The organism is Ideonella sp. P3_A4 (assembly GCF_056403075.1).
Window position 1 is genome coordinate 1 of record NZ_JBFUGE010000014.1, and the last position, 25,543, is coordinate 25,543.

Here is a 25,543-nt window from a genome sequence, read left to right on the forward strand (position 1 = left end):
AGCAGGGAGTAGGCGATGTCGAGGTCACCGTCGGTGGCCGAGTCGGCGCCCTCGACGTTCTTCATCACGCCGCCCGACAGCGTCTGCTTCCACGCCATCAGGTGCGGACCGTTGTTGCTGTAGTGCTTGGTGAAGTAGCCGTACATCGAGTCGAAGTTGGTCTTGTCGCCCATGTAGGCGGCCAGCACCATGCCGTAGCCATGGGCTTCGGAGACTGTCGAGTTGGTGTCGTCGTACTTGACCCAGGTGCCCTGCCCGCCCGAGGTGCGCAGGTAGTTGGTCTTCCAGGCGCTGTAGTGGGTCGTGACCTTGCCGTCCATCGCCGACTGGCTGACGTTGTTCGGCTTGATCGCACCCGAGGTGTAGGTCACGTGGTACGGGAAGGGCCGGGCCGTGGCCAGCACGTTGGCGCCCTCAGCCTGCACGTCGGCCGCTTCGGCCTGTTGGTCGGCCCCGTCGGAGCTTGCGGTTTCGGCGCGAGCGCCGGGCGTGCTCGGCCCGTGTTGCGCACGCAACCCGATGCGCGGGGAGTTCTGCGTGGTTTCGGTCGGTGTGGCTTGGTCTTCGCCACCACCACCGCCGCAGCCGCCCAGCAAGGCAGTGGTCAATGCCGCCAGCGTGAAGCCGGCCAATGCGATCGGTCGAACAGCAATCATCACGCGTCTCTCCTCGTCAAGGGTTGGAATGTGGGCCGCATCTTCGGCCCGCAGCCGTCTGACGGAAATCCGGCGGTTTGCTGCATCGACATGGGCGATCTACCTAGGGACAAATGCTTCTGGCGCAACAAGGCGTCACCGTGAACTCGGCGTTCACCTGCCACGCACACAGGGAAGCTCACCATCGCGCCGATAGCTGACACAGGGCCAACAGGAGACAGCGAACAACGAGCGCCTCGCCCAATCAGTCACGGTGGCAGCGAGGAATGGGCATCCGCCCCGGTGAGCGTCTAACGTGAGGCGGGGTGGATGCCCATTCCTCGCCGCGCAAGACGCGGCCAACGAAACAGGTCCGCTGAGGCAACGGCTGCCGGCCGAGGTTGACGCGGCAGGCGGCGAGGACACGACCGGCCTCACGTTAGACGCTCACCCGGCCGCGCCCCCACCGTCTGCGGCCATCGCCTGCGGTGTGCCGAGAGGCGCGTCGACGAATGGTTGAGCGGACTTAACAGACCAGCATCAGGCCACGTTCGGTCGTTCGTAGCCGAAGCGGTCGATGATGAACTTCTCGCGCTTCGCGACCACGTCGATGCTGGTCACGTCGTAGTAGTGCGCAAAGGGATGCGGCCGGGTCGACTTGTTGGTCGGCTTGGCCTTGTAGATCTTCTCGCGCTGCTTGTCGGTCAGCACGATCTTGCAGCTGTCCAGCGCATGCACCAGATCGTCGGCCAGCGTGTGCTGACGCACGATGTGCTTCACGGCAACGCGGTCGGCTTCGTACGCCCGCAGCATTTTGTGGGTGTTGATCGTGGGCGGGATGTTGTCGGAGCCCGGCACGAACAGATTGAAGTAGCGGAAGGTCATCAAGCCGCCGAGCTTGCTGATCGGCGACCTCGCGAAGCCGTCTTCGAGCAGGCGCCTCGCGTACGGCGAACACACCAGACGCAGCCACTCGCGGAAGGCCTCGGCGTTGGCCGGATCGCTGTAGTAGAAGTTCTTGGCCCGCTCCACGCCCAGCTTGTCCGGGATCATGATCGGCTTCCACTTCTTCGGGCCTTGGCCGGCCGCCAGGCTGCGGACCTTTTCCTTCTGTGCCTTGCGCGCTTCGATCAACTTGGGCTGCACCCGCTCCCAACGCTTCGGGTTGATCAACCGCTGGTACAGCTTGCCCTGCTGCTGGCAGCCATAAGACCAGAGCGACAAATACCAGCCCCAGGGGTCGCGCACCGAGCCCAGGAACTCGCGGCCACTCGTCAGCAACTCGGGCGTCGGCACGTTGTGCTTGCCGTCGTTCTTGCCGCCCAGCGTTTCCTGCAGCAGGTTCTTGATATGGGTCGAGCCAGTCTTTTGCAGCTCGACGAAAACAACTTTGTCGGTGATCAGCACGGCAAGCCTCGACAGGACACCAATGGGCGGGCGCAAGTGTCCACTGCCCTGGCCGGAGCGTGTAACTGACGACTTGGGGAAGGATTCACCCGTACCGGGTTAACCCCGGACCACCTTGGCGTGAGGCGATCCTATGATCCCCTTCACGATGTAAACGTTTCCATGGCAGAAACAGCGGCCTTCATGTCCCAATCCAACCCTGTTCAAGTCGAATTTCCCGCTAACTTTTTGTGGGGCGCTGCGACAGCTGCTTACCAAGTTGAGGGCTCGCCGCTGGCCGACGGGGCCGGTGTGAGCAGTTGGCACCGCTTCGTGCGCACCCCGGGCAGGGTGCGCGACGGCGACACCGGCGACGTGGCTTGCGACCACTACCGCCGCTGGCCCGAAGACCTGCAGCTGATGCGCCAGCTCGGGCTGAAGAGCTACCGCTTCAGCATTTCGTGGTCGCGCATCCTGCCCGAGGGCCGCGGCCGCGTGAACCCGGCCGGCCTGGCCCACTACGAGCGCAAGGTCGACGCGCTGCTGGCTGCCGGCATCGCGCCCAACATCACGCTCTACCACTGGGACATGCCCGCTGAGCTGGACGACCGCGGCGGCTGGCTCAACCCCGACAGCGTCGACTGGTTTGGCGACTACGCCGAGGTGCTGTTCAAGGCCCTGGGCGACCGGGTGCCGATGTGGGCCACGCTGAACGAGCCGTGGGTGATCACCGACGGGGGCTACCTGCACGGCACGCTCGCGCCCGGCCACCGCAGCGCGTATGAGGCGGCGATTGCCGCGCGCCGGTTGATGTGCGCCCATGGCCGCGCCGTGCAAGCCTTCCGGGCGCTGGTGCCGCAGCAAGCGGACCGACAGATCGGGCTGGTCGTCAACATCGAGCCCAAGTACCCGGCCAGTGCCAGCCCCGCCGACCACGCGGCCACCGCGCGCGCCGATGCCTACATGAACCGCCAGTTCCTCGACCCCGCGCTGCGCGGCCAGACGCCGCCGGAGCTGCCCGAGGTCTTCGGCGAAGCCTGGGTCGACTGGACCGCCGACGAGCTGGCGTTGGCGAAACAGCCGCTGGACTTCGTCGGCATCAACTACTACACCCGCGCGGTCGTGCGCGACGACCCCGGCATCTGGTTGCAGCGCGCCGCGCCGGTGCGCCAGACGCAGTCCACCCACACCGAGACGGCCTGGGAGGTCTACCCACCCGGCTTGACTGACACGCTGGTCTGGTTCAAGCAGCACTATGGCGACCTGCCGCTGTACGTGACCGAGAACGGCTCGGCCTTCTACGACCCGCCGACCGTGGACGGCCCGCAGCTCGAAGACCCGCTGCGGGTCGACTACCTGCGGCGCCACCTGCGCGCGCTGCACGCCGCGCGCGAGGCCGGCGTGAACCTGCAGGGCTATTACGCCTGGTCGCTGTTGGACAACCTGGAGTGGGCGCATGGCTATTCCAAGCGCTTTGGCCTGATCCACGTCGACTATGCAACCCAGAAACGCACGCCGAAAGTCACTTCCGCGCTGTACGCCCAGGTCATCGCCACCCAGGGGCGTTGCCTGAACGACACGGCCGCCTCGCCGTCCGCCGGGCCTGGCCCGGTTCCACGGTAGAAACGCTCAAGTCGGGGTTCGGGTGATGGCGTCTAATGCGGCCAACGTTCTTCTCCGAGGCTCCGTGGTCGCCTCGCGGCCCATGGCGTGGCAAGCGGCACAGCCGCCTGCCAGCGAGCCGGCGCGTGCGCTGCGGCCTCGCCAACCCCAACGCCCCCACATGGCCACCACCATCAAAGACGTCGCCCGCGAAGCCGGTGTATCGGTCGCCACCGTGTCCCGCGTGATGAACGGCCACGCCGCCGTCACGCCCGAAACACGCGAACGCATCCAGCGCATCGCCAAGGAACTGCGCTTCACGCCGTCCAGCGCGGCACGCAGCCTGATCACCCGCCGCACCCACACCGTCGGCGCGCTGCTGCCCGACCTGCACGGCGAATTCTTCTCCGAGCTGATCCGCGGCATCGACGTCGCGGCCCGCTCACGCGGGCTGCACCTGCTGGTGTCCAGCTCGCATGGCAACGAGGCCGAAGCCTCGGCCGCGCTGCGCGCAATGCATGGCCGCGTCGACGGCCTGCTGTTGATGTCACCGCACATGGACCCCATCGCCATCAGTGGCAGCCTGCCCACCGGCATGCCGGCGGTGATCATGAACTCGGGTGTCGATGACCCGCTGCACACCACCTTCCGGGTCGACAACTTCGGCGGCGCCCAGGCCATGGTGCGCCACCTCGCCTCGGTCGGCCACCACAGCATCGCCTTCATTGCCGGCCCCGAGCACAACCACGAGGCGCAAGAGCGCTTGCGCGGCTACCGCGCCGCGCTGGCCGAGGTCCTGCCCGGCACGCCCGAGCTGGTGCTGCCCGGCGATTTCACCGATGCCAGCGGCGAACGCGCCGGCCACGAGCTGCTGGCGCTGTCGCAGCGCCCCAGCGCGGTTTTCGCCGGCAACGACATGATGGCGCTCGGCTGCCTGGGCGTGCTCACCCAGCGTGGCCTGTCGGTGCCAAAGGACATCGCACTGGCCGGTTTCGATGACATCCCGATTTGCCGTTATGTGCATCCTGCGCTGACCACCGTGCGGGTGCCCATCGTCGAACTGGGCGCCCTGGCCCTGGCCGAGCTGGCCTCGACCATCGAGGTGCCCAATCGCCCGCCCTCCGGCACGCGCACCCTGCGCGCCGAGCTGGTGGTGCGTCAGTCCAGCCTGCGCCCGGCCTGAGCCGGGCGGGCCCCGACTGTTTATCTTTCGCAGCCCGAAGCAAGACAGAACGAACGGAGACACTCTGATGACGACCTCACGTAAACGTTTACATCGGCATGCACTGGCCACTGCGGTCGCCGTGTTGTTGACCACCGGCAGCGGCTTGGCGCTGGCGCAACTGAGCACCGCCACCTTGCGTGGCGTGATCAGCTCGGGCACCGCTGCGGCGCAGGCCGGCACGCCGGTGCAGGCAGTCAACAAGGACAACGGCAACACCTACCGCACGACCACCGCCGCCGACGGCAGCTATGTGCTGGTCGGGCTGGCGCCGGGGCGCTACGAGGTGCGCGTCGGTGGCGCGGCGAGCGAGGTCGTCACGCTGCAGGTCGGCGAAACCGCGACGCTGGACCTGACTGTCGGCGGCACCCAGCAAGTCACGATCGTCGGCTCGCTGAACCGAAAGGACGTGAAGGACTCGCAACTCGGCACCAACGTGACGCGGCGCCAGATCGAGAGCCTGCCGCAAAGCACGCGCAACTTCTTGAGCTCTGTCGACTTGGCGCCCGGCGTGGCCTATGTGGCCGCGGCCAACACCGGTCAGGTCAACATCCAGAGCGGCGCGCAGAACCGCGACGCGATCAATGTCTTCATCGATGGCGTCAGCCAGAAGAACAACATTCTTCGCAACGGTGCATCGGGCATGGACTCGACCCGCGGCAACCCCTTCCCACAGTCGGCGATCGCTGAGTACAAGGTGCTGACGCAGAACTACAGGGCTGAGTTCGACCAGGTCAGCGGCGCCGCGGTGACGGCGATCACCAAATCGGGTACCAACGAATTCCATGGTGATGTCTATGTCGACCGCACCGGCACCAACTGGACCGAGAAGGACCCGTTCCAGAAAGAGGCCGAGAAACAAGGCGTCGATCGTCTGCCGTCGACACAGCTGCAATTCGGCGGCAGCATCGGCGGCCCGATCGTGCAGGACAAGATTCACTTCTTCGCGGCCTACGACGGCAAGAACATCGACGACACGCGTCAGGTCATCGCGCGCAACACCAACCTGCTGCCCGCAGGCCAGGGCATCGTGCCGGAATTGCTGGCCTTGCAAGGCTCGACCGTCGACAAGTTCAAGGAAGACCTGTTCCTGGGCAAGCTCGACGCGGAACTGAGTGACAGCCAGCGACTGTCGCTGACCGCCAAGATCCGCAAGGAATCAGACCGCGTGCCCGAGGACCACAACCTGAGTGTGCCGGGCAACGACAAGGACCGCACCAACGACGAGACCCGCATCGACTTGAAGCACGAGTGGACGCTGGGCCACCTGCTGAGCGAAGCGCGCCTGGGCTACGAGGACTACAAGTGGAATCCGCATTCGGCCGCGACAACGCCTTTCATCAAGTACAAAGGGTCGCCGACCGACGCGCTGGCGAACTCGCAGGACGTGCTGTTCGTCGGCGGTTCACCCGACGCGCAGCACCGTCAGCAAAGCGGCACATTCGTGTCGGAGGACCTCACCTGGACCGGCGCCAAGGACCACGTGATCAAGGGCGGCCTGAAGTTCAAGGACATCCGCTACAAACTGTCGGGCACCTTCCGCAGCGTCGACGTGGTCCAGGCGGTGATCCGTCCGGATGGGTCATCCTCCTTCGACGGCACGCTCTGCACCGGCGACAACCCGCGCGACAACGGCCCGGTGCAGGAGACCGACCAGTGCAAGCTCGAACGCGCGCTGGCCCCGGCCACGGCGAACTTCGGCAACCAGCAGTACGGCATCTACCTGCAGGACGACTGGAGCTTGTCCAAGCAGCTGGAACTGAACATCGGCGTGCGCTGGGACTACGAGTCCAGCATGCTCAACAACGACTACGCGACGCCGACCGACCGGGTCGAGGCGCTGCACGCGAAGGATGGCCGCAGCATCGGCGGCATCACGGCCCCCGCCGACCAGCTCTATGCCGAGTCACTCGCCAAGGGTGGCATCGACATCGATGACTACATCGCCGACGGCCATTCGCGCAAATCGTACAAGGGCGCGCTCGCGCCACGCATCGGCGCGTCCTACGACCTGTTCGGCGACCGCGCCTCGGTGATCTTCGGTGGCTTCGGTCGCTCATACGACCGCACGATCGCCAACCATGCGCTCGACGAGAAGCAGAAGAACCTGCAGGCCAACGGCGAGATCTGGCTGATCAGGAACGACTTCAAGATGCCCTACGCCGACCAGTTCACGATCGGCCTGCGCCAGGCGTTGGGATCGTGGAACGCCGAAATTGCCTACAGCGATGTCCGGGCCAAGAACCAGTTCGTCTGGTTCAGCGGCAACCGCGATCCGAATGGCGGCTGGGGCCTGCAAAATCCGATCGATCCGCTGTGGGGAGGCCCGAACGGCTACGGCAATCTCGTTCTCGGCGACTTCGTAGGGCAGAACAAGAGCCAGGCGCTGTTCGTCAAGGCCGACAAGCCCTACAGCACCGAATCGGGCTGGGGGCTCACGCTCGCCTACACCTACACCGACGCCAAGACCACCGCCCAGAGCTGGGGCGACGACATCTTCGACTGGACCCACGGCCGCCCCGGCGTCGATGGCTGGCACACCTCGAAGCTGGTGGACAAGCACCGCGTCGTGGCTGCGCTGGTGACGGACGGTTGGTTGCCTTGGGGCCTTCAGTTCTCCGGCAAGTACGTCTGGGCCAGTGGCCTGCCCCGTCAACTGACCGATTGCACGGGCGGCTTCCCGCATGACAACGTCGCGGGCACGTGCTTCTACCGAGAGGACAAGAGCCGCGAGTTCAATGAGCTGGATCTGGCCGTCGCCCGCGACTTCGGTGTCGGCTTCGGCAAGATCAACCTGCGTGCCGACGTGTTGAACGTGTTCAACACCAAGAACTACGGCGGGGCCAACGACTGGATCGGTGGGCCTGGCAATCCGCCGAAGAATCAGTACGGCGGCGACAACGCAGACCTCGGCAAGCCGAACTCGATGCGCGGCCCGATGCGCACGATCCGCCTGGCACTCGCCTACAAGTTCTGATCGTTCGATTCACCCGTCTTGTTGCCAACAGCCCTGCCACGACCTCGCCGGTCGTGGCAGGCTGCGGCCTTGAGCGCACCACCGTTCGCCCATGACCGTTTTTTCCCATCGCCCTGACCGACGCCGCCTGCTGCTGGCCGGCGCCGCTGCTGCCCTGGCCCACAGCCTGCCCGGCTGCGGCAGCGCACCGCCGCCGCGGCCGATGGCCTTTGGCGAAGGCCACATGCCCGCGCGCCTCGGCGACGCGGCGCTGCTGGACGACATTGAAGCGCGCACCTTCCGCTTCTTCTGGGAAACCGCGCACCCCGTCACCGGCCTGGTGCCGGACCGCTGGCCCGCGGCACCGACGATGGCCAGCGTGGCCGCGGTCGGCTTCGGCCTGACGGCCTACCTGGTGGGTGCCGAGCGTGGCCTGGTCACGCGCGCCGAAGCGGCCGAGCGCGTGCACCGCACGCTCAGCTTCCTGGCCAACGCACCGCAGGGCGAGGCCTCGCACGGCATGATCGGCCACCGCGGTTTCTTCTATCACTTCCTGGACATGGCGACCGGTGCTCGCTTCAACGAGCGCGTCGAGCTGTCGACGATCGACACGGCGCTGCTGATGGGCGGTGTGCTGGCAGCACAGTCGTACTTCAGCGGCACCGACCCTACGGAGCAGCGCATCCGCACGCTGGCCGAGACGCTGTACACCCGCGTCGACTGGCGCTGGGCCCAGGTGCGCGACGGCCACATCGTGATGGGCTGGGTACCCGGCGCCGGCTTCAGCCCGTTCATCGACTACCACGGCTACGACGAGGCGATGCTGCTGTACCTGCTCGCACTCGGCTCGCCGACGCACCCGGCGCGCGACGACAGCTGGGCCACGTTCTGCGGCAGCTACCCCCGCACCTGGGGCAGCTTCATGGGCCAACTGCACCTGGGCGGCGCACCGCTGTTCTGGCACCAGTACTCGCACGTCTGGGTCGACTTCCGCGGCATCCAGGACGCCTTCATGCGCGAACGCGGGCTCGACTATTTCGAGAACAGCCGCCGCGCGACGCTGGCCCAACGCGCGTACGCGATCAGCAACCCCGGCGGGTGGAAAGACTACGGCGAGAACGTCTGGGGCCTGACTGCCTGCGACGGCCCGGGCTCGGTGCGCGCGCCGGACCATACCGGCCGCCTGCGCGACTTCCAGGACTACAAGGCCCGCGGCGCCGGCATGGCCGACGCGTTCGACGATGGCACGCTGGCCCCCACCGCCGCGGCCGCATCGCTGCCCTTCGCGCCGGCCGAAGTCACAGCCGCGCTGCAGGCGATGCACCAGCGCTTCGGTGCCCACCTCTACGGCCGCTACGGTTTTCTCGACGCCTTCAACACCAGCTTTGTTGACGCCTCGGCGAAGCTGTCCAATGGCCGCGTCGCGCCCGGCTTCGGCTGGGTCGACACCGACTACCTCGGCATCGACCAGGGGCCTATCGTCGCAATGATCGCCAACCACCGGCACGACCTGATCTGGCGCACGATGCGCGGCAACGCGCACCTGCGGCGTGGCCTCGCGCGAGCCGGTTTCAATGGCGGTTGGCTGAACGCTTCGGCCCGCTCCGTTTCGCCACATGACCGGCCGATCGCCCAGCCCGCCTGAGCGCCGCCGCTGGCTGCAACGCGCCGCACTCGTGGCCGCGTCCCCGCTGGCGTTGCCACTCGCCGGCTGCGGGCGCAGCGGCAGCGGCCGTCGCACGCTGCGCTTCTGGGCCATGGGCCGCGAGGGCGAGGTCGCGCACGAATTGTTGGCCGGCTTTCGCAACGAGCAGCCGCAGGTCGATCTGCGCATCGAGCAACTGCCGTGGACGGCGGCGCACGAAAAACTCTTGACCGCCTTCGCGGGCGATGCGACACCCGACGTCGCCCAGATCGGCAACACCTGGCTGCCCGAGATGGTGGCGCTCGGCGCCGTCGAGCCGCTGGACACCTGGCTGCGCAGCAGCCCGACGATCACGCCGGACGACTACTTCAGCGGCATCTGGCGCACCAACCTGATCGACGGCAAGCTGCAAGGCCTGCCCTGGTATGTGGACACCCGGCTGCTCTATGTGCGCAGCGACCTGCTGGCGAAGGCCGGTTTCAACCGCATGCCCGACACCTGGGCCGGCTGGCAGCAGGCGATGCTGGGTCTGCAGCGTCTGGGTATTGCGCACCCGCAGCTGTTGCCGCTGAACGAGTTCGAGCCGCTGCTGGCACTGGCGCTGCAGCAAGACGACGAGTTGCTGCGCGATGGTGGCCGCCGCGGCAATTTCGCCAGCCCCGGCTTCGAGCGCGCGCTGGGGTTCTACCTGCAGATGTTCGAGCGCGGCTTCGCGCCTAGCCTGACCAACAACCAGGTCTCCAACCTGTGGCAGGAATTTGGCCGCGGCCAGTTCGCGCTCTACATCTCCGGGCCGTGGAACCTGGGCGAATTTCGGCGCCGCCTGCCGCCGGATCAACAAGGCCAGTGGACCACCGCGCCACTGCCCGGCCCGAACGGCCCCGGCGCGTCGATCGCCGGTGGATCAAGCCTGGTGATGTTCCGCCGCTCGCGGGCTCGGCGCGAGGCCTGGGCGTTGATCGAGTACCTCTCGCGGCCCGAGGTGCAGCAGCACTTCTACCGCCTGACCGGCAACCTGCCACCGCGCCGCGCCAGCTGGTCGGCCGACAGCTTGGGCCGCGATCCTCAGGCCCTCGCCTTTGCCCAGCAACTCGAACGCGTGCGTCCTGCGCCGGCGGTGCCGGAGTGGGAGCGCATCGCGCAAGAGATGCAGCTCTTTGCCGCGCAGGCCGCACATGACAAGTCCGCCCCTGCCGCGGTCGCACGGGCCCTCGACGTGCGGGTCGACGAGTTCCTCACCAAGCGGCGCTGGATGCTGGACCGCGCAAGGCCGGCGCGATGAAACGGAACCCGGTCGCCTGGGCCTTCGTGTTGCCTGCGCTCACGGTCATCGGCCTGTTCTTCGTCGTGCCGGTGCTGGCCGGCCTGGCCTTGAGCCTGACCGACTTCGATCTTTACGCGCTGGCCTCGCTCGACAACCTGCGCTTCGTCGGCCTGGACAACTATCGGCAGGTGCTGACCCGCCCGCTGTTCTGGCAAGCGTTGGGCAACACCGCCTACTTCGTCGTGCTCGGTGTGCCTTTGTCGATCGCGCTGTCGCTCGGCTGCGCGGTGCTGCTGCAGTCGAAGCTGGCGCGCTTCAAGCCGCTGCTTCGCACCGCGCTGTTCGCGCCGGTGGTCACCACGCTGGTCGCGGTTGCCGTCGTATGGCGCTATCTCTTTCACCTGAAGTACGGCTGGATCAACCAGCTGCTGGGCCATGTCGGCATCGCGCCGATCGACTGGCTGGGTGACCCGAATTGGGCGATGCCCGCGATCATCGTCTTCGCCGCATGGAAGAACTTCGGCGGCAACATGATCATCTTCATCGCCGCGCTGCAGGCGGTGCCTGAAGACCTGTACGAAGCCGCGCGGCTGGATGGTGCCAACGCCTGGCGCCAGTTCTGGCATGTGACCTTGCCGATGCTCGGGCCGACGCTGCTGATGGTCAGCATCCTGACCATCGCCGGCTACTTCCAGCTCTTTGCCGAGCCTTATGTGATGACGCAAGGCGGCCCGCTGCAATCGACAGTCAGCGTGCTGTACCTGATGTACGAAGAAGGCTTCCGCTGGTGGAACCTGGGCGCGGCGTCGGCGGTGGCCTTCGTGCTGTTCGCGATCATCGTCRTCGTCACGCGCGGCCTGATGCTGTTCGCGCAGCGCAAGGGGGCCGCATGAAGGGCCGCACCGTGCAGGCGATCGCCGTCAACGGCGTGCTCGCGGTCGCTGCGCTGCTGACGGTCGCGCCGCTGCTGTGGATGGTGGCTGCGTCGCTGATGCACTCCGGCGAGGCCAGCACGTTCCCGCCGCCGTTGCTGCCGAGTGCGCCAACGCTGGAGCACTACCGCGCGCTGATCGTCCAGGGGGGCATCGCGCGCCAGTTCGTCAACAGCCTCGGGCTGGCGATCGCCGCGACGCTGTTGTCGACCACCTTCAACACGCTGGCCGGTTACGCATTCGCCAAGCTGCATTTCACCGGTCGAGACAAACTCTTCGGCCTGCTGATCGGCGCACTGGTGATCCCGGGCCAGGTGGCGATGCTGCCGCTGTTCCTGATGCTCAAGAGCATGGGCCTGGTCAACAGCTACGCCGGGGTGCTGGTGCCGTCGCTGGCCGGCATCTTCGGCATCTTCCTGGTCCGGCAATACGCGCGCGGCATTCCGGACGAGTTGATCGAAGCCGCACGCATGGACGGCGCCGGCGAGTTCCGCATCTTCTTCTCGGTCGTGCTGCCACTGCTGACACCGGTGCTGGCCACACTCGCGGTGTTCGCCTTCCTCGGCAGCTGGAACGATTTCATGTGGCCGTTGATCGTGTTGACCGACGGCGAGCTGCACACGCTGCCGGTCGCGCTGGCGTCTTTGAGCCGCGAGCATGTGCAAGACAGCGAGCTGATGATGGCCGGCGCGGTGATCACGGTGCTGCCGGTGCTCGCGTTGTTCCTCGTGCTGCAGCGCTACTACCTGCAGGGCCTGACGATGGGGGGCGTGAAGCAATGAAGCGCCTGGTCGGCTGGGGTCTGTGGCTGTGCGCCGCCGTCGCAAGCGCTGCGCCCGGCGACACCACGCTGATCGACGGCTTCCGCCCAACCGAAGGCTGGAAGATCAGCGCGTCGGACCAGGTCGAGGCTCACTGGCGCGCCGATGGACGCGGCCACTGCCTGGACTACGACTTCCACGGTGTCTCGGGCTATGCCGTCGCACGGCGCGCCATGCCACCGGTCGATCTGCCTCCCGACTACGAGTACCGCCTTCGCGTACGCGGCCAAGGCCCGGCCAACCACTTCCAGTTCAAGCTGACCGACGCCAGCGGCGACAACGTCTGGTGGGTCAACCGACCCGACATGCGCTTCGATGCACGGCCGCAGGATCTGCGTTTCAAGCGGCGCCAGATCCAGTTCGCCTGGGGCCCGACGGCCGACAAGACGCTGCGCCGCCCGCAAGCGCTGGAGCTGGTGGTCGCCACCGGCAGCGGTGGTGGGCGAGGCTCGGTCTGCTTCGAACGCCTGGACTTCGTCGAACATGCGCCGGCGCCCTCTTCGTGGCCCGAGCCGCAGGTGACCGCACGCGGCACATCGGCCGCGGTCGACTTCGGCCTGACGCGTGAGTTCAGCGGCCTGCAGCTGCACTGGCCACCGACCGGCAAACGGCCGCGCGACTATACGATCGACGCGCAAGACGAAGCCGGCCGTTGGCAGCGACTGGCCCAGGTGCGCCACGGCGCCGGCCCGCTCGACGCGCTGTTCCTGCCCGAGCGCGACGCGCGCCGGCTGCGCATCACCGCCGCGTCCGGCGACTTGGCCGCCTTGCGCATCGAACTGGTCGAGCCCGGTACCTGGCGCTCGCAAGACGATGCGACCGCCGCACGCGCGAAGCGCTTGCCGCCCGGCCTGTACCCGCGCACCTACCTTGGCGAGCAGAACTACTGGACGCTGTTCGGCGTCGATGGTGGGGGTGGCTACGCGGCGCTGCTGTCGGAAGATGGCGCGGTGGAGCCGGCCCCTGGCAGCCCCAGCATCGAGCCGTTCGTGCTGCTCGAAGGCGAGCGCGGCAACCCGCCGACCTTGGTCGGCTGGGCCGACGTGAAGATCAGCCATTCGCTGCCCGAGGGCTACCTGCCGCAGCCACGGGTGCACTGGGCGCACCCGGCCTTCACGCTGGACATCGACGCCGGCGCGTCGGGCGACGGTACACGGCCGACCGGCCACGCCCGCTACACGTTGCACGCCACCAAGGCGCTGAAGGCGACGCTGTTGCTCGTGGCCCGACCCTGGCAAGTCAACCCGCCGCAGCAGTTCCTGAATCAACCAGGCGGCGCCAGCCCCTTGTCGCGTGTGCTTTGGCAGGACGGCCTCTGGCGCCTGAATGACACGCTGGCGCTGCGCCCGACGCCCGCGCCAACCAAGGCCTGGGCCGGCGGCGGGGCCGATTGGCCAGTGGCCTTTGCATTGGCCCACGACAAACCCGTCCACGCGTTGAATGAGACGACGCCGTGGCGCGACGCCGAAGGCCGCGCGGAATCGGCACTGGCCTACCCGCTGCAGTTGCCGGCCGGTGGCGAAACGCAAGTCGCGCTGAGCTGGCGCATGAACGGCGTGCAGGAGCTGCCGCGCCGCATCGACGACGTCAACGCCGGCCTGTCCGCCAGCGCCACTGCCTGGCGCGCGCGGCTGAACCGCGTCGGCCTGCAGCTGCCAGCGGCCGGACAACGCGTGCACGACACGCTGCGCAGTGCACTCGCGCAGATCCTGCTGTCGCGCCGCGGTGCCGCGCTGCAGCCGGGCACGCGCTCTTATGCGCGCAGCTGGGTGCGCGACGGCGCGATGATGGTCGCCGGTCTGTTGCGGCTAGGCGAGACCGAGGCCGCGCGCGAGTTCGTCGACTGGTATGCGACGCAGCTGTTCGCCAACGGCAAGGTGCCTTGCTGTGTCGACGCGCGCGGTGCCGACCCGGTGCCCGAGAACGACAGCCACGGCCAGTTCATCTATGCCGTCGCCGAGTTGTGGCGCTTCACGCATGACCGCGCCGCGCTGCAGCGCCGCTGGCCTGCCGTGCAACGCGCCGTGCGCTACATGGAGCAACTGCGGCAAAGCGAGCGCTCGCCGGCCAATCGGCAGCCCGGCCACGAAGCCTTCTTCGGCCTGATGCCGGCCTCGATCAGCCACGAGGGCTATTCCGAGAAGGCGATGCACTCGTACTGGGACGACTTCTGGGCCTTGCGCGGCTACAAGGACGCGGTGCTGCTGGCACAGGTCCTCGGCGACGAAACCGCGGCGCGTGAATTCACCGGCTGGCGCGACGAGTTCGCCACTGAGCTGTCAGCATCGATCCGCACCGCGACCGCGCAGCACCGCATCGGCTTCATGCCCGGCGCGGCCGAGCTGGGCGACTTCGACGCGAGCTCGACCACCGTCGCGCTGAACCCGGCTCAGGCCCAGGCCCTGCTGCCACCTGGTCTGCTGGACGCGACGTTCGAGCGCTACTGGCTCGAATCGCAACAGCGGGCCCGCGGCGAGAAAGCCTGGAAGGACTACACACCCTACGAGCTGCGCAGCGTCGGCGCGCTGGTACGGTTGCGGCAAACCGACCGGGCACTCGCCATGCTCGACTTCTTCTTCGCCGACCAACGCCCCGCCGGCTGGAACCAATGGGCCGAGGTGGTGATGCGTGACCCACGCGAGAAGCACTTCCTCGGCGACATGCCACACGCCTGGGTCGCGTCCGACGCGATCCGTTCGCTGCTGGACCTGTTCGCGCACGACGACGGCGACAGCCTGGTGCTGGCTGCCGGTGTGCCCGAGGCATGGCTGGATGACGGCGTGGCGGTACGCGAATTGCCGACGCCGTACGGCCGGCTGAGCTACCGCGCCAAGCGCGTCGCCGAAGGACTGCATGTCGAGATCGACACCGGGCTCGATCTGCCGCCAGGCGGCCTGCGCTGGCGCTGGCACGGTCGTGAGCAACGCATTGACAGCTTGCCGGCATCGCTGACACTGGCCGAGCCAGCGCCGGAGACTAACCAGAGAAAATGATGGACCACCACGACATCGACCGCCGCACCCTGCTGGGCCTGCCCCTCGCGCTTGCCGCCGCATCGACGGCGCTGGCCGCCCCGCCGCCTGCCGACAACCGCCAGGCCGAATGGGCCACGCCCGCCAGCCTGACGCTGCAAGCCACGTTGCGCCACTGGCTCTACCTGCCCACCGGCTACCAGGAACAGGCCGACAAGAGCTGGCCGCTGATCGTCTTCCTGCATGGCTCGGGCGAACGCGGCACGCAGCTGGACCGCGTCAAGGCCCATGGCTTGCCGAAGCTGCTCGATGCCGGCCAGGCGATCCCCGCGATCGTCGTCTCGCCGCAGTGCGACGACGAGCTGGACTGGGACCCACACCTGCTGCACGCGCTGCTGATCGCACTGCGCGGCCAATGGCGCATCGACCCTCGGCGCGTCACCGCCACCGGCCTGAGCATGGGCGGCGGGGGCTGTTGGGACTGGGCGATGGCCTACCCGGACGACCTGGCCGGCATCGCGCCGGTCTGCGGCTATGGCCGCCACCTGCGTATTACCCGGATGCGCTCGGTGCCGGTACGGGCCTATCACGGCGCCAACGACCCGGTCGTGCCTGTCAGCGAGCAGCAATCGCTGGTCACCGAGTTGCGCGGCCTCGGCGGCCAGGCCGAGTTGACCGTCTACCCCGGCGTCGGCCACGACGCCTGGAACCCGGCCTACGCCGATACCACGCTGCTGCCGTGGCTGCTGGCGCGGGTGCGGCCGGCTTGACCACGATGGCCGATTCATCGTCGCTGCACCGCATCTCCAGCCCGTCGGGGTTAGCGGCCAGCTTCAACGCCAACGGCAGCTTGCGCGAACTGCGCTGGGGCGACGAGCTGTGCGTGCACCTGTTCCCCGGCAACGCACTCGAAGCCGGGTCGACCCAGCTGGTGCTGCGCCGCTGGCCCGGCACGACGCAGCAGGGCGAACCGCAATGGTTGCCACTGCTGGGGCCGCACAGCCCGGCGCGGTGGCATGCCGAAGACGACCGCCTTATCGCCCGCGGCGAATGGCAGGGCCTGGCCTTCGAGCTGACGCTGCTGCTGGCGCAGAACGAGCCGGCGTGGTTCTGGCACCTGGCGCTGCACCACGCCCATGGCGATGCCGCCTGCACTGTCGACCTGCTGTACCAGCAGGACCTGTCGCTGGCACCGCACTTTGCCGTGCGCCTGAACGAGTCCTACGTCAGCCACTACATCGACTTCACACCACTGGATCACGCACGACTCGGCCGCTTGTTGGCGGTGCGGCAGAACCAGGCCGCCAATGGGCGTCACCCATGGGCTCTGATCGGCTCGTTGCGCCACGCCGTGGCTTACGCCACCGACGCGCTGCAGGTGCTGGGGCTGGGTCACCGCTTCGGCGATGCGCCGCAGGCCTGGCGCCACGGCCTGCCCGATGCGCGGCTGCAGCGCGAACAGGCGATGGCGGCGCTGCAGGACACGCCGCTAACCCTGGCGCCCGGCGAGCGCGCGACGCTCGGGTTCTTCGGCGGCCTGCAGGCGAACCACCCCGCCGCCAGTGGCCCGGACGACGCCGCCTGGGCCGACCAGCTGCTCGTGCTGCCGGAGGCCACACCGCCCAACGCATTGCCCGCCGCCGTCGTGCAGGCCACGTGGCAGCCGCCGCGGCCCAGCCTGTTCAGCCACGCACCGCGCCTGGCTGCACACGCGTTCAACGAGACCGACTGCGACGCCCACTTCGGCCCGCAACGCGAGCACGAAGAGCGCGGGCCAGACGGTACGCTGTGGTCGTTCTTCACGCCGGACGGCGAGCACGTCGTGCTGCCGGCCAAGGAGCAGGCGGTACTGCGCCCGCACGGCCACCTGCTGCGCAGCGGTGAGCACCTGGTGCCCGACGAGGCGGCGATGACCTCGACCTGCTGGATGGCGGGCGTCTTCCACTCGATGGTCACGCAAGGCCACGTCAGCCTGAACCGCCTGCTGTCGGCCGTGCACGGCTCGCTCGGTCAGTTCCACTCGCAAGGGCAGCGCGTGTTCGTGCGTCGCACGGGTGGCTGGCAGCTGCTCGACCAGCCGTCGGCGTTCGTGATCGGCGAGCGCCGCGCGCGCTGGTGGTACCGCGACGACGAAGGTCTGATCGAGGTCGTCGCCTCGGCCGCGGCGCAGGCGCCTGAGCTGTCGCTGCACCTTCGCTTCCTTGAAGGCCTGCCCGCGACCTGCCTCGTGACCCACCACCTCGCGCTCGGCGGCGACGACGGCGAGGTGCCGGGCCGCATCGACATACCCAGCGCTGCCGACGGCAGTGTCTGGCTTGCACCACCGCCCGGCAGTGGCTTGCTCGCGCGATTCCCGCAGGGTGGTTTCACCATTGCCCCGATCGGCGAACACAGCCGGCTGCTCGAGGTGTCCGGCGCTGAAGGCCTGTTCGACGACGGCGAAGACCACGGTGTGCCGATGCTGTGCCTGCGCTTTGCCGCGGCGCCCGAGATCGGCCTGAGCATCCGGGGTGAGCTGGTCGAAGCCGCACCGGCCAGCACGCCGACGCTCGACACGCTGATGCCCCCGCGACTGTCGTCACCCAACGGGCAGGCCGCAGCGCTGTCGACCCCCTTGCCCTGGTTCCAGCACAACGCGCTGGTGCACTACCTGGCGCCGCGCGGGCTGGAGCAGTATTCCGGCGGCGGTTGGGGCACGCGTGATGTCTGCCAGGGCCCCGTCGAGCTGTTGCTGGCACAAGGCAGCCTCGCGCCGGTGCGCGACCTGCTGACGCGTGTCTTCTGCGCGCAGAACGCCAATGGCGACTGGCCGCAGTGGTTCACCTTCTTCGAGCGCGACCGGGCGATCCGCGCCGGTGACTCGCACGGCGACATCGTCTTCTGGCCGCTGCTGGCGCTGGGCCAGTACCTGCTGGCCTCGGGTGATGCCGGCCTGCTCGACGAGCCGCTGCCCTTTTACGCCGCGCCAGGTGAAATCACCGACAGCGCCACGCTGTGGCAACACGTCGAACGTGCGCTGGCAGTCATCGCGCAGCGCCGCATCCCCGGCACCGCGCTGGCGGCCTACGGCCATGGTGACTGGAACGATTCGCTGCAACCGGCCGACCCGCTGCTGCGCGAGCACCTGTGCAGCAGCTGGACCGTGACGCTGCACGCACAAATGCTCGACACACTGGCCGAGGCCCTGGGGCTGCTGGGCCAGACCACCCGCGCCGAAGCGATGCACCAGGAGCGTCAGCAGGTGCAGGCTGACTTCAGACACTGGCTGATGCCGCCATCCTCGTCAACACCGAACGCACCAGCGGTACTGACTGGCTACGCCCTGTTCGACCCGCCAGGCGAGCCGCCACAGCCATTGCTGCATCCGAGCGATCGGCGCACCGGCGTGCACTACAGCCTGCTGCCGATGGTCCACGCGGTGCTCTCGAACCTGCTGAGCCTGGACGAAGCCGAGGCCCACTTCGAGCTGATCGAGCAGCACCTGCTGGGCCCCGACGGCGCGCGCCTGTTCGACGCACCGTTCGCCTACCGCGGCGGGCCGCAGCAGCTGTTCCAGCGCGCCGAGAGCAGCAGTTATTTCGGCCGCGAGATCGGGCTGATGTACACCCACGCCCACCTGCGCTACGCCGAGGCACTGGCCCACCTGGGCCGGGCCGAGGCTTTCTGGCAGGCGCTGAACCTGGCCCACGCGGTCGACCTGCAGCAGCGCCTGCCGAGCGCCGCGCCGCGTCAATCCAACTGCTACTTCTCCAGTTCCGACGCGGCCTTCGCCGACCGCCACGAGGCCAGCGCGCAGTACGAACGTGCGCTGCGCGGCGATGTGCCGCTCGAAGGCGGCTGGCGCATCTACTCCAGCGGCGCCGGCATCGCGCTCGGCCTGGTGCAACGCTGCCTGCTCGGCCTGCGCCCGCGCGCCGACGCCTGCGTGATCGACCCGGTGATCGCGCCGTCGCTGGGCACGCTGCAGGCGGAGACGACGCTGGTTGGGCACCGTGTCGCACTGGACTGCCAGCTGGGCTCGCGTGGCCATGGTGTGCTGACGGTGGAGTTGAACGGCACGCCACTGCCGTTCACCTTCGTACCGAACGCCTACCGCGAAGGTGGCGCCCGCATCGAGTGGTCCGCCATGGCGCCGCTGTGGACCACCGGCCTCAACCGCCTGCGGCTGGGCATCGCCTGAGGCTGCCAGGCGAACCAGGCGGGCCTGCGTACCAGTTCGCTGCATCGTGCTTGATTTGCAACCGATTGATTTCCTCGTAACTGCGCATCACGCGTTGCCAGCAAACGGTCAACTGGTCTTACTGGTCCTATAGTGGTTTTCTCTCGTGACGGGTCTGGCCCCTCGGCCGGATCATCACGGCCGAGGGGCACGCAGCGCGTGCCCTGTGGTCCGTTCAAGAGATCAAACCCAAGGAGTTGGAACCATGTCCGACCAAAGTTCGTCGCGGCGTGCGCGGCTCGACTGGCTGATGACGCTGTCGGCAGCCGTCGCGGTCGCCGCGGGCGTCGCCCCGGTGGTGGCCCAGGCCGCACCGGTCAAGGCGGCCGCGCCTGCCTGCCAGCCGTGGTCGACCGACATCGCCTATGTGCAAGGCGACACCGTCACCCGCAACAGCCTGACCTACCGCGCCAACTGGTGGACCAAGGGTGAAGACCCGGCCACGCACAACGGTGGCGACGGCACCGGCCAGCCGTGGACGCAGGTCTCGAGCTGCGGCACCCCGCCACCGCCGCCCCCACCGCCGCCCCCACCACCTCCCCCGCCCCCACCGCCGCCTCCGCCCCCCCCACCGCCTCCGCCCGCTGACTGCGAGGCCTGGAAGTCCAACGTGAAGTACCTGAAGGGCGCGTTGGTGACCGAGAACAAGGTCGGCTACAAGGCCGTGCTGAAGAGCCAGAACGAGGACCCGGCGACCAACAACGGCCCGAAGGGCAGCGGCGAGCCGTGGCGCAAGACCACCGCTTGCAACACCCCACCGCCGCCTCCGCCGCCCCCCCCGCCGCCGCCAGGTGGCCACCACCTGATCGGTTACTGGCACAACTTCACCAACCCGTCGGGCAACACCTTCCCGATCGCCCAGGTCAGCAACGACTGGGACGTGATCGTCGTCGCCTTCGCCGACAACGCCGGCAACGGCAATGTCAGCTTCACGGTCGACCCGAGCGCCGGCAGCGAAGCCCAGTTCATCGCCGACGTCAAGGCCAAGCGCGCCGCCGGCAAGAAGGTGGTGCTGTCGTTCGGCGGCCAGAACGGCTCTGTCTCGCTGAACAACGACACCGAGGTCGCCAACTTCGTCAACAGCACCTACGCGCTGCTGGTGAAGTACGGCTTCGACGGCATCGATCTCGACATCGAGACCGGCGTGTCGCAAGGCGCGCCGATCCAGACCAACCTGGTCAAGGCGGTCAAGCAGATCAAGGCCAAGTACGGCGCCGGCTTCTACCTGTCGATGGCGCCGGAGCACCCCTATGTGCAGGGTGGCCTGGTGGCGTTCGGCAGCATCTGGGGCGCCTACCTGCCGATCATCGACGGGCTGCGTGAAGAGCTCAGCGTCATCCACGTCCAGTACTACAACAACAACAGCTTCACCTACAACGACCCGCCGAAGTACACGGTCGTGCAGGAAGGCACTGTGGACGCGCTGGTCGGTGGCAGCCTGATGCTGATCGAAGGCTTCACGACCGACTACAACACCGGCTGGAAGTTCAACGGCATCCGGCCCGACCAGGTGGCCTTCGGCGTGCCGTCGGGCCCCAGCTCCGCGAACAGCGGTTTCGTGTCCGCGGCCACGGTCTCGGCAGCGCTGAACTGCCTGACCAAGCTGACCAACTGCGGCACGATCAAACCCAAGGTGGCCTACCCGACCTACCGCGGCGCGATGACCTGGTCGATCAACTGGGACAAGCACGACGGCTACAACTTCTCGAAGCCGACACGGGCTGCGCTGGACAGCCTGCCTTGAGTAAACGCCGCCCCCAGGGCCGGCCCAAACGTCCGGCCCGCCCCCCAAGGGGGAGCAAGAAACTCGGGGCGGCCCTTCGTTTCTCCGGGGGTTTGATCGCCCCTTTGACGCACCGGGCCGGCGGGCCTGGTGCATCACGCCCCGGTCCGCATTGGCGGACCCGGGGCGTTTTTTCTCGCTCAGCAGCTTCTTAGACTTGCGGCAACAGGAAGCGGCGTTCCCAGGCGCTGACCTCGCGGTCGTAGTGGTCGAACTCGACCTCCTTGACGGCCAGCAGCCCGGTGACGAAATCGTCGCCGAGCAGGCGGCGCGCGTGCGCGCTGTCGGCCAGGCGCTGCCAAGCTTCGCGCGGGCTGCGCGGCAGCGCATGGTCGTGCGCGTAACCGTCGCCGCTGATCGGCGAGGTCGCCGTGAGGCCTTCTTCGATGCCGGCCAGGCCCGCGGCCAGCGTGGCCGCGATCGCGAGATAAGGGTTCGCGTCGGCACCGGCCACGCGTTGTTCGACGCGCCGCGCGGCCGGCCCACTTTGTGGCACGCGCAGCCCGGCGGTGCGGTTGTCATAGCCCCACTGCAGGTGGATCGGCGCCTGGCTGCCCTTGACGAAGCGGCGGTACGAGTTGACGTGCGGCGCCAGCAGCAGCATCAGGTCCGGCAGGTAGGTCTGCATGCCGGCGATGAACTGGCGGAAGACCGGCTGCTCGTCGCCGTTGGGTGCACTGAAGACATTGCTGCCCTCGCGATCGACGACGCTGACGTGCAGGTGCATCGAGCTGCCGGCTTCATCGGGCAGCGGCTTGGCGAGGAACACGGCGTTGAGGCCTTGCTGGATCGCGACCTCGCGCGCCGCATGCTTGAACAGAAACGCCTGATCGGCCACCGACACCGCGTCGCCATGCCAGAGGTTGATCTCGTACTGCGAACAACCGACCTCGTGGATCCACGTGTCCGCGCGGATGCCCAGTGTCTCGATCGCCTGCTGGAAGGCGCCCCAGAACGGCGCCAGCTCGTTGAGCATGTTCAGGCTGAAGGCCGACTGGCCGACCTCGGAGCGGCCCAGCCGCCCGGGCGGCGGGCGCAGTGGCGCGGTTGGGTCGACGCAGGGCGCGCTCAGGTAGAACTCGATCTCGGGCGCCACCACCGGCGCCAGGCCCCGCTCGGCGTAGCGCGCGAGCACGGTCTTCAGCAGCTGGCGCGGCGCGAATGCGCAGGGCCGGCCGTCCAGCTCGAAGCAGTCGTGGATCGCCATCGCGCGCGGCTGGTCGGCCGGCGCCCAGGGCGCCAGGCGCACGGTCGACATGTCCGGCACCAGACGCACGTCGGGGTCGTCGTCCGGGAAGATCGGGTCGTACGAGTACTCACCCGTCACCGCCTGCATCGGGATGGCCTGCGCGATGCGCAGCTCCTGGCCGGCCAGGAAGGCGGCCGCCGGCATCAGCTTGCCGCGCGGGTAGCCGGTCACGTCGGGAAACAGGCATTCGACCTGGCGCACACCCGCGCGTTGCAGCAGGTCGGCGATGTCGGCGGGCAGGTCAGCACTCATGGAACGATGGACAGCATTGGCAGGGAACCGATCTTCGCCGAAGCCCATCGCTGCCGGCCCGAACACAGTGTTCAGGCAATCAAACAGTGGTCGACGGCTCGGCCAGCAATCGGCGCAACAGCGCGGGCAGTTGCTCCAGCGTGAACTCCTTCTGCATCACGCTGCGCACGCCGACCCGCGCGGCGGCGTCCAGCAGCGCCTCGGTCACATAGCCTGAGCTGATGACCACCGGCAACTCGGGCCGCAGCGTGGCCAGTTCACCCGCCACCTCCAGGCCCGACAGCCCAGGCATGTTGAAGTCGGTGACCACCAGGTCGACATCGCCCGGGCGCGCATGCAGCCGTGCCATCGCTTCACGCGGGTCCTCGAAGGTGGTGACGCGGTAGCCGGCATGCCGCAGCAGGCCTTCGACCATCACCACCATCACCGGGTCATCGTCGAGGTACATCACATGGCGGTCGGGCGCCGGAGTGGCCAGCGGCGCGCCAACCACCGCCGGCGGCGCCTCGGGCAGGCCGGGTTGCAAGGGGAAGTACAGATCGAAGCGGCAGCCGCGGCCCGGTGCGCTGGTCACGCCGATCGCGCCCTGGTGCGCCGAGACGATGCCGTGCACCACTGCCAACCCCAGCCCCGTCCCCTGGCCCACCGGCTTGGTGGTGAAGAAGGGTTCGAACAGGCGCTGGCGGGTCGCATCGTCCATCCCGGCGCCGGTGTCGCTGACCGCCAGGTGCGCGTACGGCCCGGGCTGCAGGCCCAGCCGCTGCGCCGCGTCGTCATCCAGCGCGCGCTGGTCGAGCCGGATCTCGATCCGCCCGGCCAGGCCGTTCATCGCATGCCAGGCGTTGGTGCACAGGTTCATCAGCACCTGGTGCAGCTGCGTCGCATCGGCCTGCACCGTCATCGGTGTGTCGGCCAGCACCAGCTCCAGCTCGACCATTGCCGGCAGCAGCGGCCGCAGCAGCCGCACCGACTCTTCGATCACCGGCGCCAGCACCTGGCGCTTCAGGCTGTGCGGTTGCCGGCGGCTGAAGGCGAGGATCTGCTGCACCAGGCCACGTGCCCGTTCGGCCGATTGTTTGATCTGCGCCAGCCGGCCCTGCGCGACTGGCTCGCTCGGTTCCTGCTGCGCCAGCGCGACGTTGCCGAGGATCGCGGCGAGGATGTTGTTGAAGTCGTGCGCGATGCCGCCGGCCAGGGTGCCGATGGCTTCCATCTTCTGCGACGCGCGCAGCTGCGCCTCCAGCTCGGCATGGGCGATCTCGGCCTGCTTCTGCTGCGTGATGTCGGTCACCATCGCCAGCGAGCCGTCGAAGCGGCCGGCCGCGTCGACGATCGGCGTGGTGGCCACCAGCGCCCACAAACAGCTGCCGTCCGTGCGGCGCAAACGGCGCTCGCGCCCACCGGGCGGATCGAGCGCCAGCGAGGCCCCCACCGTCTGCCCGTTGACCAGGCCCATGGCCTTGGCCACCACCGCACCGGCCACGTTGTCGGGCACGAAGAACTCGGCCATCGGGCGGCCGATCAGCGCCTCACCGGCGACGCCCAGCATCTGCGCCATCTTCGGGTTGGCGAAGGTGGTGCGGCCATCGGCGTCGGTGACCCAGATGCCTTCGTCGGCGGTCTCGACGATGCGGCGGTAGCGCTCTTCGCTGGCCCGCAACGCCACCGTCATGCGAAGCGCCGCCTCGTGCGCGCGCTGGCGGCCGGTGGCGAGCTGGCGTGTCAGCAGCGCCAGCACCAGGCTCAGGCCGATGCCCGACAGCGCCATGATGGTGGCCGCCATGCCGCCCGGACGGCGCTCGAACTCCGGCAGCGCCTGCACATCGATCGTCCACGAGTGGCCGGCAAAGCCGATGTACTCGCGCGCCTCGAAGGCCGGGGACAGGCCTTCGCGCTTCGGCCCGGGGGCGTACATCAGCGTGGCGTCGTTGACCTCCACACCGTCGTGGATGCGCGTTTCGACGCCGCGGGTGCCCTCGCCATAGAGGCTGGACATCAAGTCGCCCATGCGCACCGCCGCCAGCACCCAGCCGGTGATCGCCGCGCGGCGAGCCGCCACCGTGTCGAGCGGCTGCTGGCGGGCATAGACCGGCAGCGCCATCACGAAACCCGGCTCCTGCTTGCCCGAAGCGTCGGCCGGCAACAGCAGGCGCGGCGTGATGGTCAGGCCGCTGGAATCGCGTGCCAGCTGCAGGGCGCCGCGCCGCGCCTCGTCGCCGAAAGCGTCTTCGCCCAGGGCGCGCAGGTTCAGACCGGCGGCGGGCGCCACTTCGGCAATGCGCGCGGTGCCCTCTGGCCGCCATGGCGCATAAGCAAACCACTGGATGCCGGAGTAATCGGCGCCGGCCAGCAGCGTGTCGACATAGGCCGTGAAATCGCGCCTGTCTGCTTGGTCGACCGACTGGTACAGGCCCTGCACGCCGCGCAGCATCTGCTCGTAGCTGGCCATGCGCTGTTCGATGCGGCCGGCGGTCTGGCGCACGCTGAGGTCGAAGTCCGCTCGCAATGCCTGCTGGGCGCCGCGCTGCTCGTGGCGCCACAGCCCGGCCGTGATGGCCAGCGACACCGCGCCAACGGCCAACGGCAGCAGGACGGGCAAGACACG

The 25,543-nt window shown here is 68.3% G+C and carries 15 protein-coding genes; 11 read left to right on the top strand and 4 right to left on the bottom strand.

Annotated features, from left to right (window positions below):
* Window positions 1-656 (bottom strand): glycosyl hydrolase family 8 (locus AC1DYI_RS03575; RefSeq protein WP_477202694.1); only part of this gene is annotated, 656 nt, incomplete at its 3' end.
* Window positions 657-1,175: 519 nt separating this feature from the next.
* Window positions 1,176-2,042 carry a hypothetical protein gene (locus tag AC1DYI_RS03580; RefSeq protein ID WP_477202695.1) on the bottom strand — a complete coding sequence of 289 codons (867 nt, stop codon included), beginning with the start codon at window positions 2,040-2,042 and terminating at the stop codon, window positions 1,176-1,178.
* Window positions 2,043-2,225: 183 nt separating this feature from the next.
* On the opposite strand from AC1DYI_RS03580, the gene AC1DYI_RS03585 reads away from it, so the two are divergent.
* From AC1DYI_RS03585 to AC1DYI_RS03635, 11 genes are all read left to right on the top strand, one after another.
* Window positions 2,226-3,644: a GH1 family beta-glucosidase gene (locus tag AC1DYI_RS03585; protein WP_477202696.1), complete on the top strand. Its 1,419-nt coding sequence runs from the start codon at window positions 2,226-2,228 to the stop codon at window positions 3,642-3,644.
* A 160-nt stretch (window positions 3,645-3,804) separates the two neighbouring features.
* Window positions 3,805-4,806 carry a LacI family DNA-binding transcriptional regulator gene (locus tag AC1DYI_RS03590; protein ID WP_477202697.1) on the top strand — a complete coding sequence of 334 codons (1,002 nt, stop codon included), beginning with the start codon at window positions 3,805-3,807 and terminating at the stop codon, window positions 4,804-4,806.
* 67 nt (window positions 4,807-4,873) lie between these two features.
* The gene (locus AC1DYI_RS03595) at window positions 4,874-7,822 is read left to right on the top strand and encodes a TonB-dependent receptor (protein ID WP_477202698.1); all 2,949 of its coding nucleotides are present in this window, start codon (window positions 4,874-4,876) and stop codon (window positions 7,820-7,822) included.
* Window positions 7,823-7,913: 91 nt separating this feature from the next.
* Complete coding sequence (locus tag AC1DYI_RS03600; RefSeq protein WP_477202699.1) at window positions 7,914-9,446, top strand: glucoamylase family protein; 1,533 nt, start codon at window positions 7,914-7,916, stop codon at window positions 9,444-9,446.
* Entirely contained in the window at window positions 9,418-10,728 is a 1,311-nt protein-coding gene (locus AC1DYI_RS03605) for a sugar ABC transporter substrate-binding protein (RefSeq protein ID WP_477202700.1), read from the top strand. Before AC1DYI_RS03600 ends, AC1DYI_RS03605 begins: the two co-directional genes overlap by 29 nt.
* Window positions 10,725-11,603 carry a carbohydrate ABC transporter permease gene (locus tag AC1DYI_RS03610; RefSeq protein WP_477202701.1) on the top strand — a complete coding sequence of 293 codons (879 nt, stop codon included), beginning with the start codon at window positions 10,725-10,727 and terminating at the stop codon, window positions 11,601-11,603. Before AC1DYI_RS03605 ends, AC1DYI_RS03610 begins: the two co-directional genes overlap by 4 nt.
* Entirely contained in the window at window positions 11,600-12,424 is an 825-nt protein-coding gene (locus tag AC1DYI_RS03615) for a carbohydrate ABC transporter permease (protein ID WP_477202702.1), read from the top strand. Before AC1DYI_RS03610 ends, AC1DYI_RS03615 begins: the two co-directional genes overlap by 4 nt.
* Complete coding sequence (locus AC1DYI_RS03620) at window positions 12,421-15,456, top strand: hypothetical protein (RefSeq protein ID WP_477202703.1); 3,036 nt, start codon at window positions 12,421-12,423, stop codon at window positions 15,454-15,456. Before AC1DYI_RS03615 ends, AC1DYI_RS03620 begins: the two co-directional genes overlap by 4 nt.
* The gene (locus AC1DYI_RS03625; protein WP_477202704.1) at window positions 15,456-16,205 is read left to right on the top strand and encodes a carboxylesterase family protein; all 750 of its coding nucleotides are present in this window, start codon (window positions 15,456-15,458) and stop codon (window positions 16,203-16,205) included. The genes AC1DYI_RS03620 and AC1DYI_RS03625 overlap by 1 nt, the downstream gene beginning before the upstream one ends.
* Window positions 16,206-16,210: 5 nt before the next feature.
* The gene (locus AC1DYI_RS03630; protein WP_477202705.1) at window positions 16,211-19,615 is read left to right on the top strand and encodes a hypothetical protein; all 3,405 of its coding nucleotides are present in this window, start codon (window positions 16,211-16,213) and stop codon (window positions 19,613-19,615) included.
* A 244-nt stretch (window positions 19,616-19,859) separates the two neighbouring features.
* Window positions 19,860-21,398, top strand: coding sequence for a chitinase (locus tag AC1DYI_RS03635; RefSeq protein ID WP_477202706.1), 1,539 nt, complete (start codon window positions 19,860-19,862; stop codon window positions 21,396-21,398).
* A 190-nt stretch (window positions 21,399-21,588) separates the two neighbouring features.
* Here the strand turns inward: AC1DYI_RS03635 and AC1DYI_RS03640 are convergent, their stop codons facing one another.
* Window positions 21,589-22,938 (bottom strand): glutamine synthetase family protein, encoded by a 1,350-nt coding sequence (locus AC1DYI_RS03640; protein WP_477202707.1) that lies wholly within the window; start codon window positions 22,936-22,938, stop codon window positions 21,589-21,591.
* Window positions 22,939-23,017: 79 nt separating this feature from the next.
* Complete coding sequence (locus AC1DYI_RS03645) at window positions 23,018-25,537, bottom strand: CHASE domain-containing protein (RefSeq protein ID WP_477202708.1); 2,520 nt, start codon at window positions 25,535-25,537, stop codon at window positions 23,018-23,020.
* Window positions 25,538-25,543: the final 6 nt, after the last annotated feature.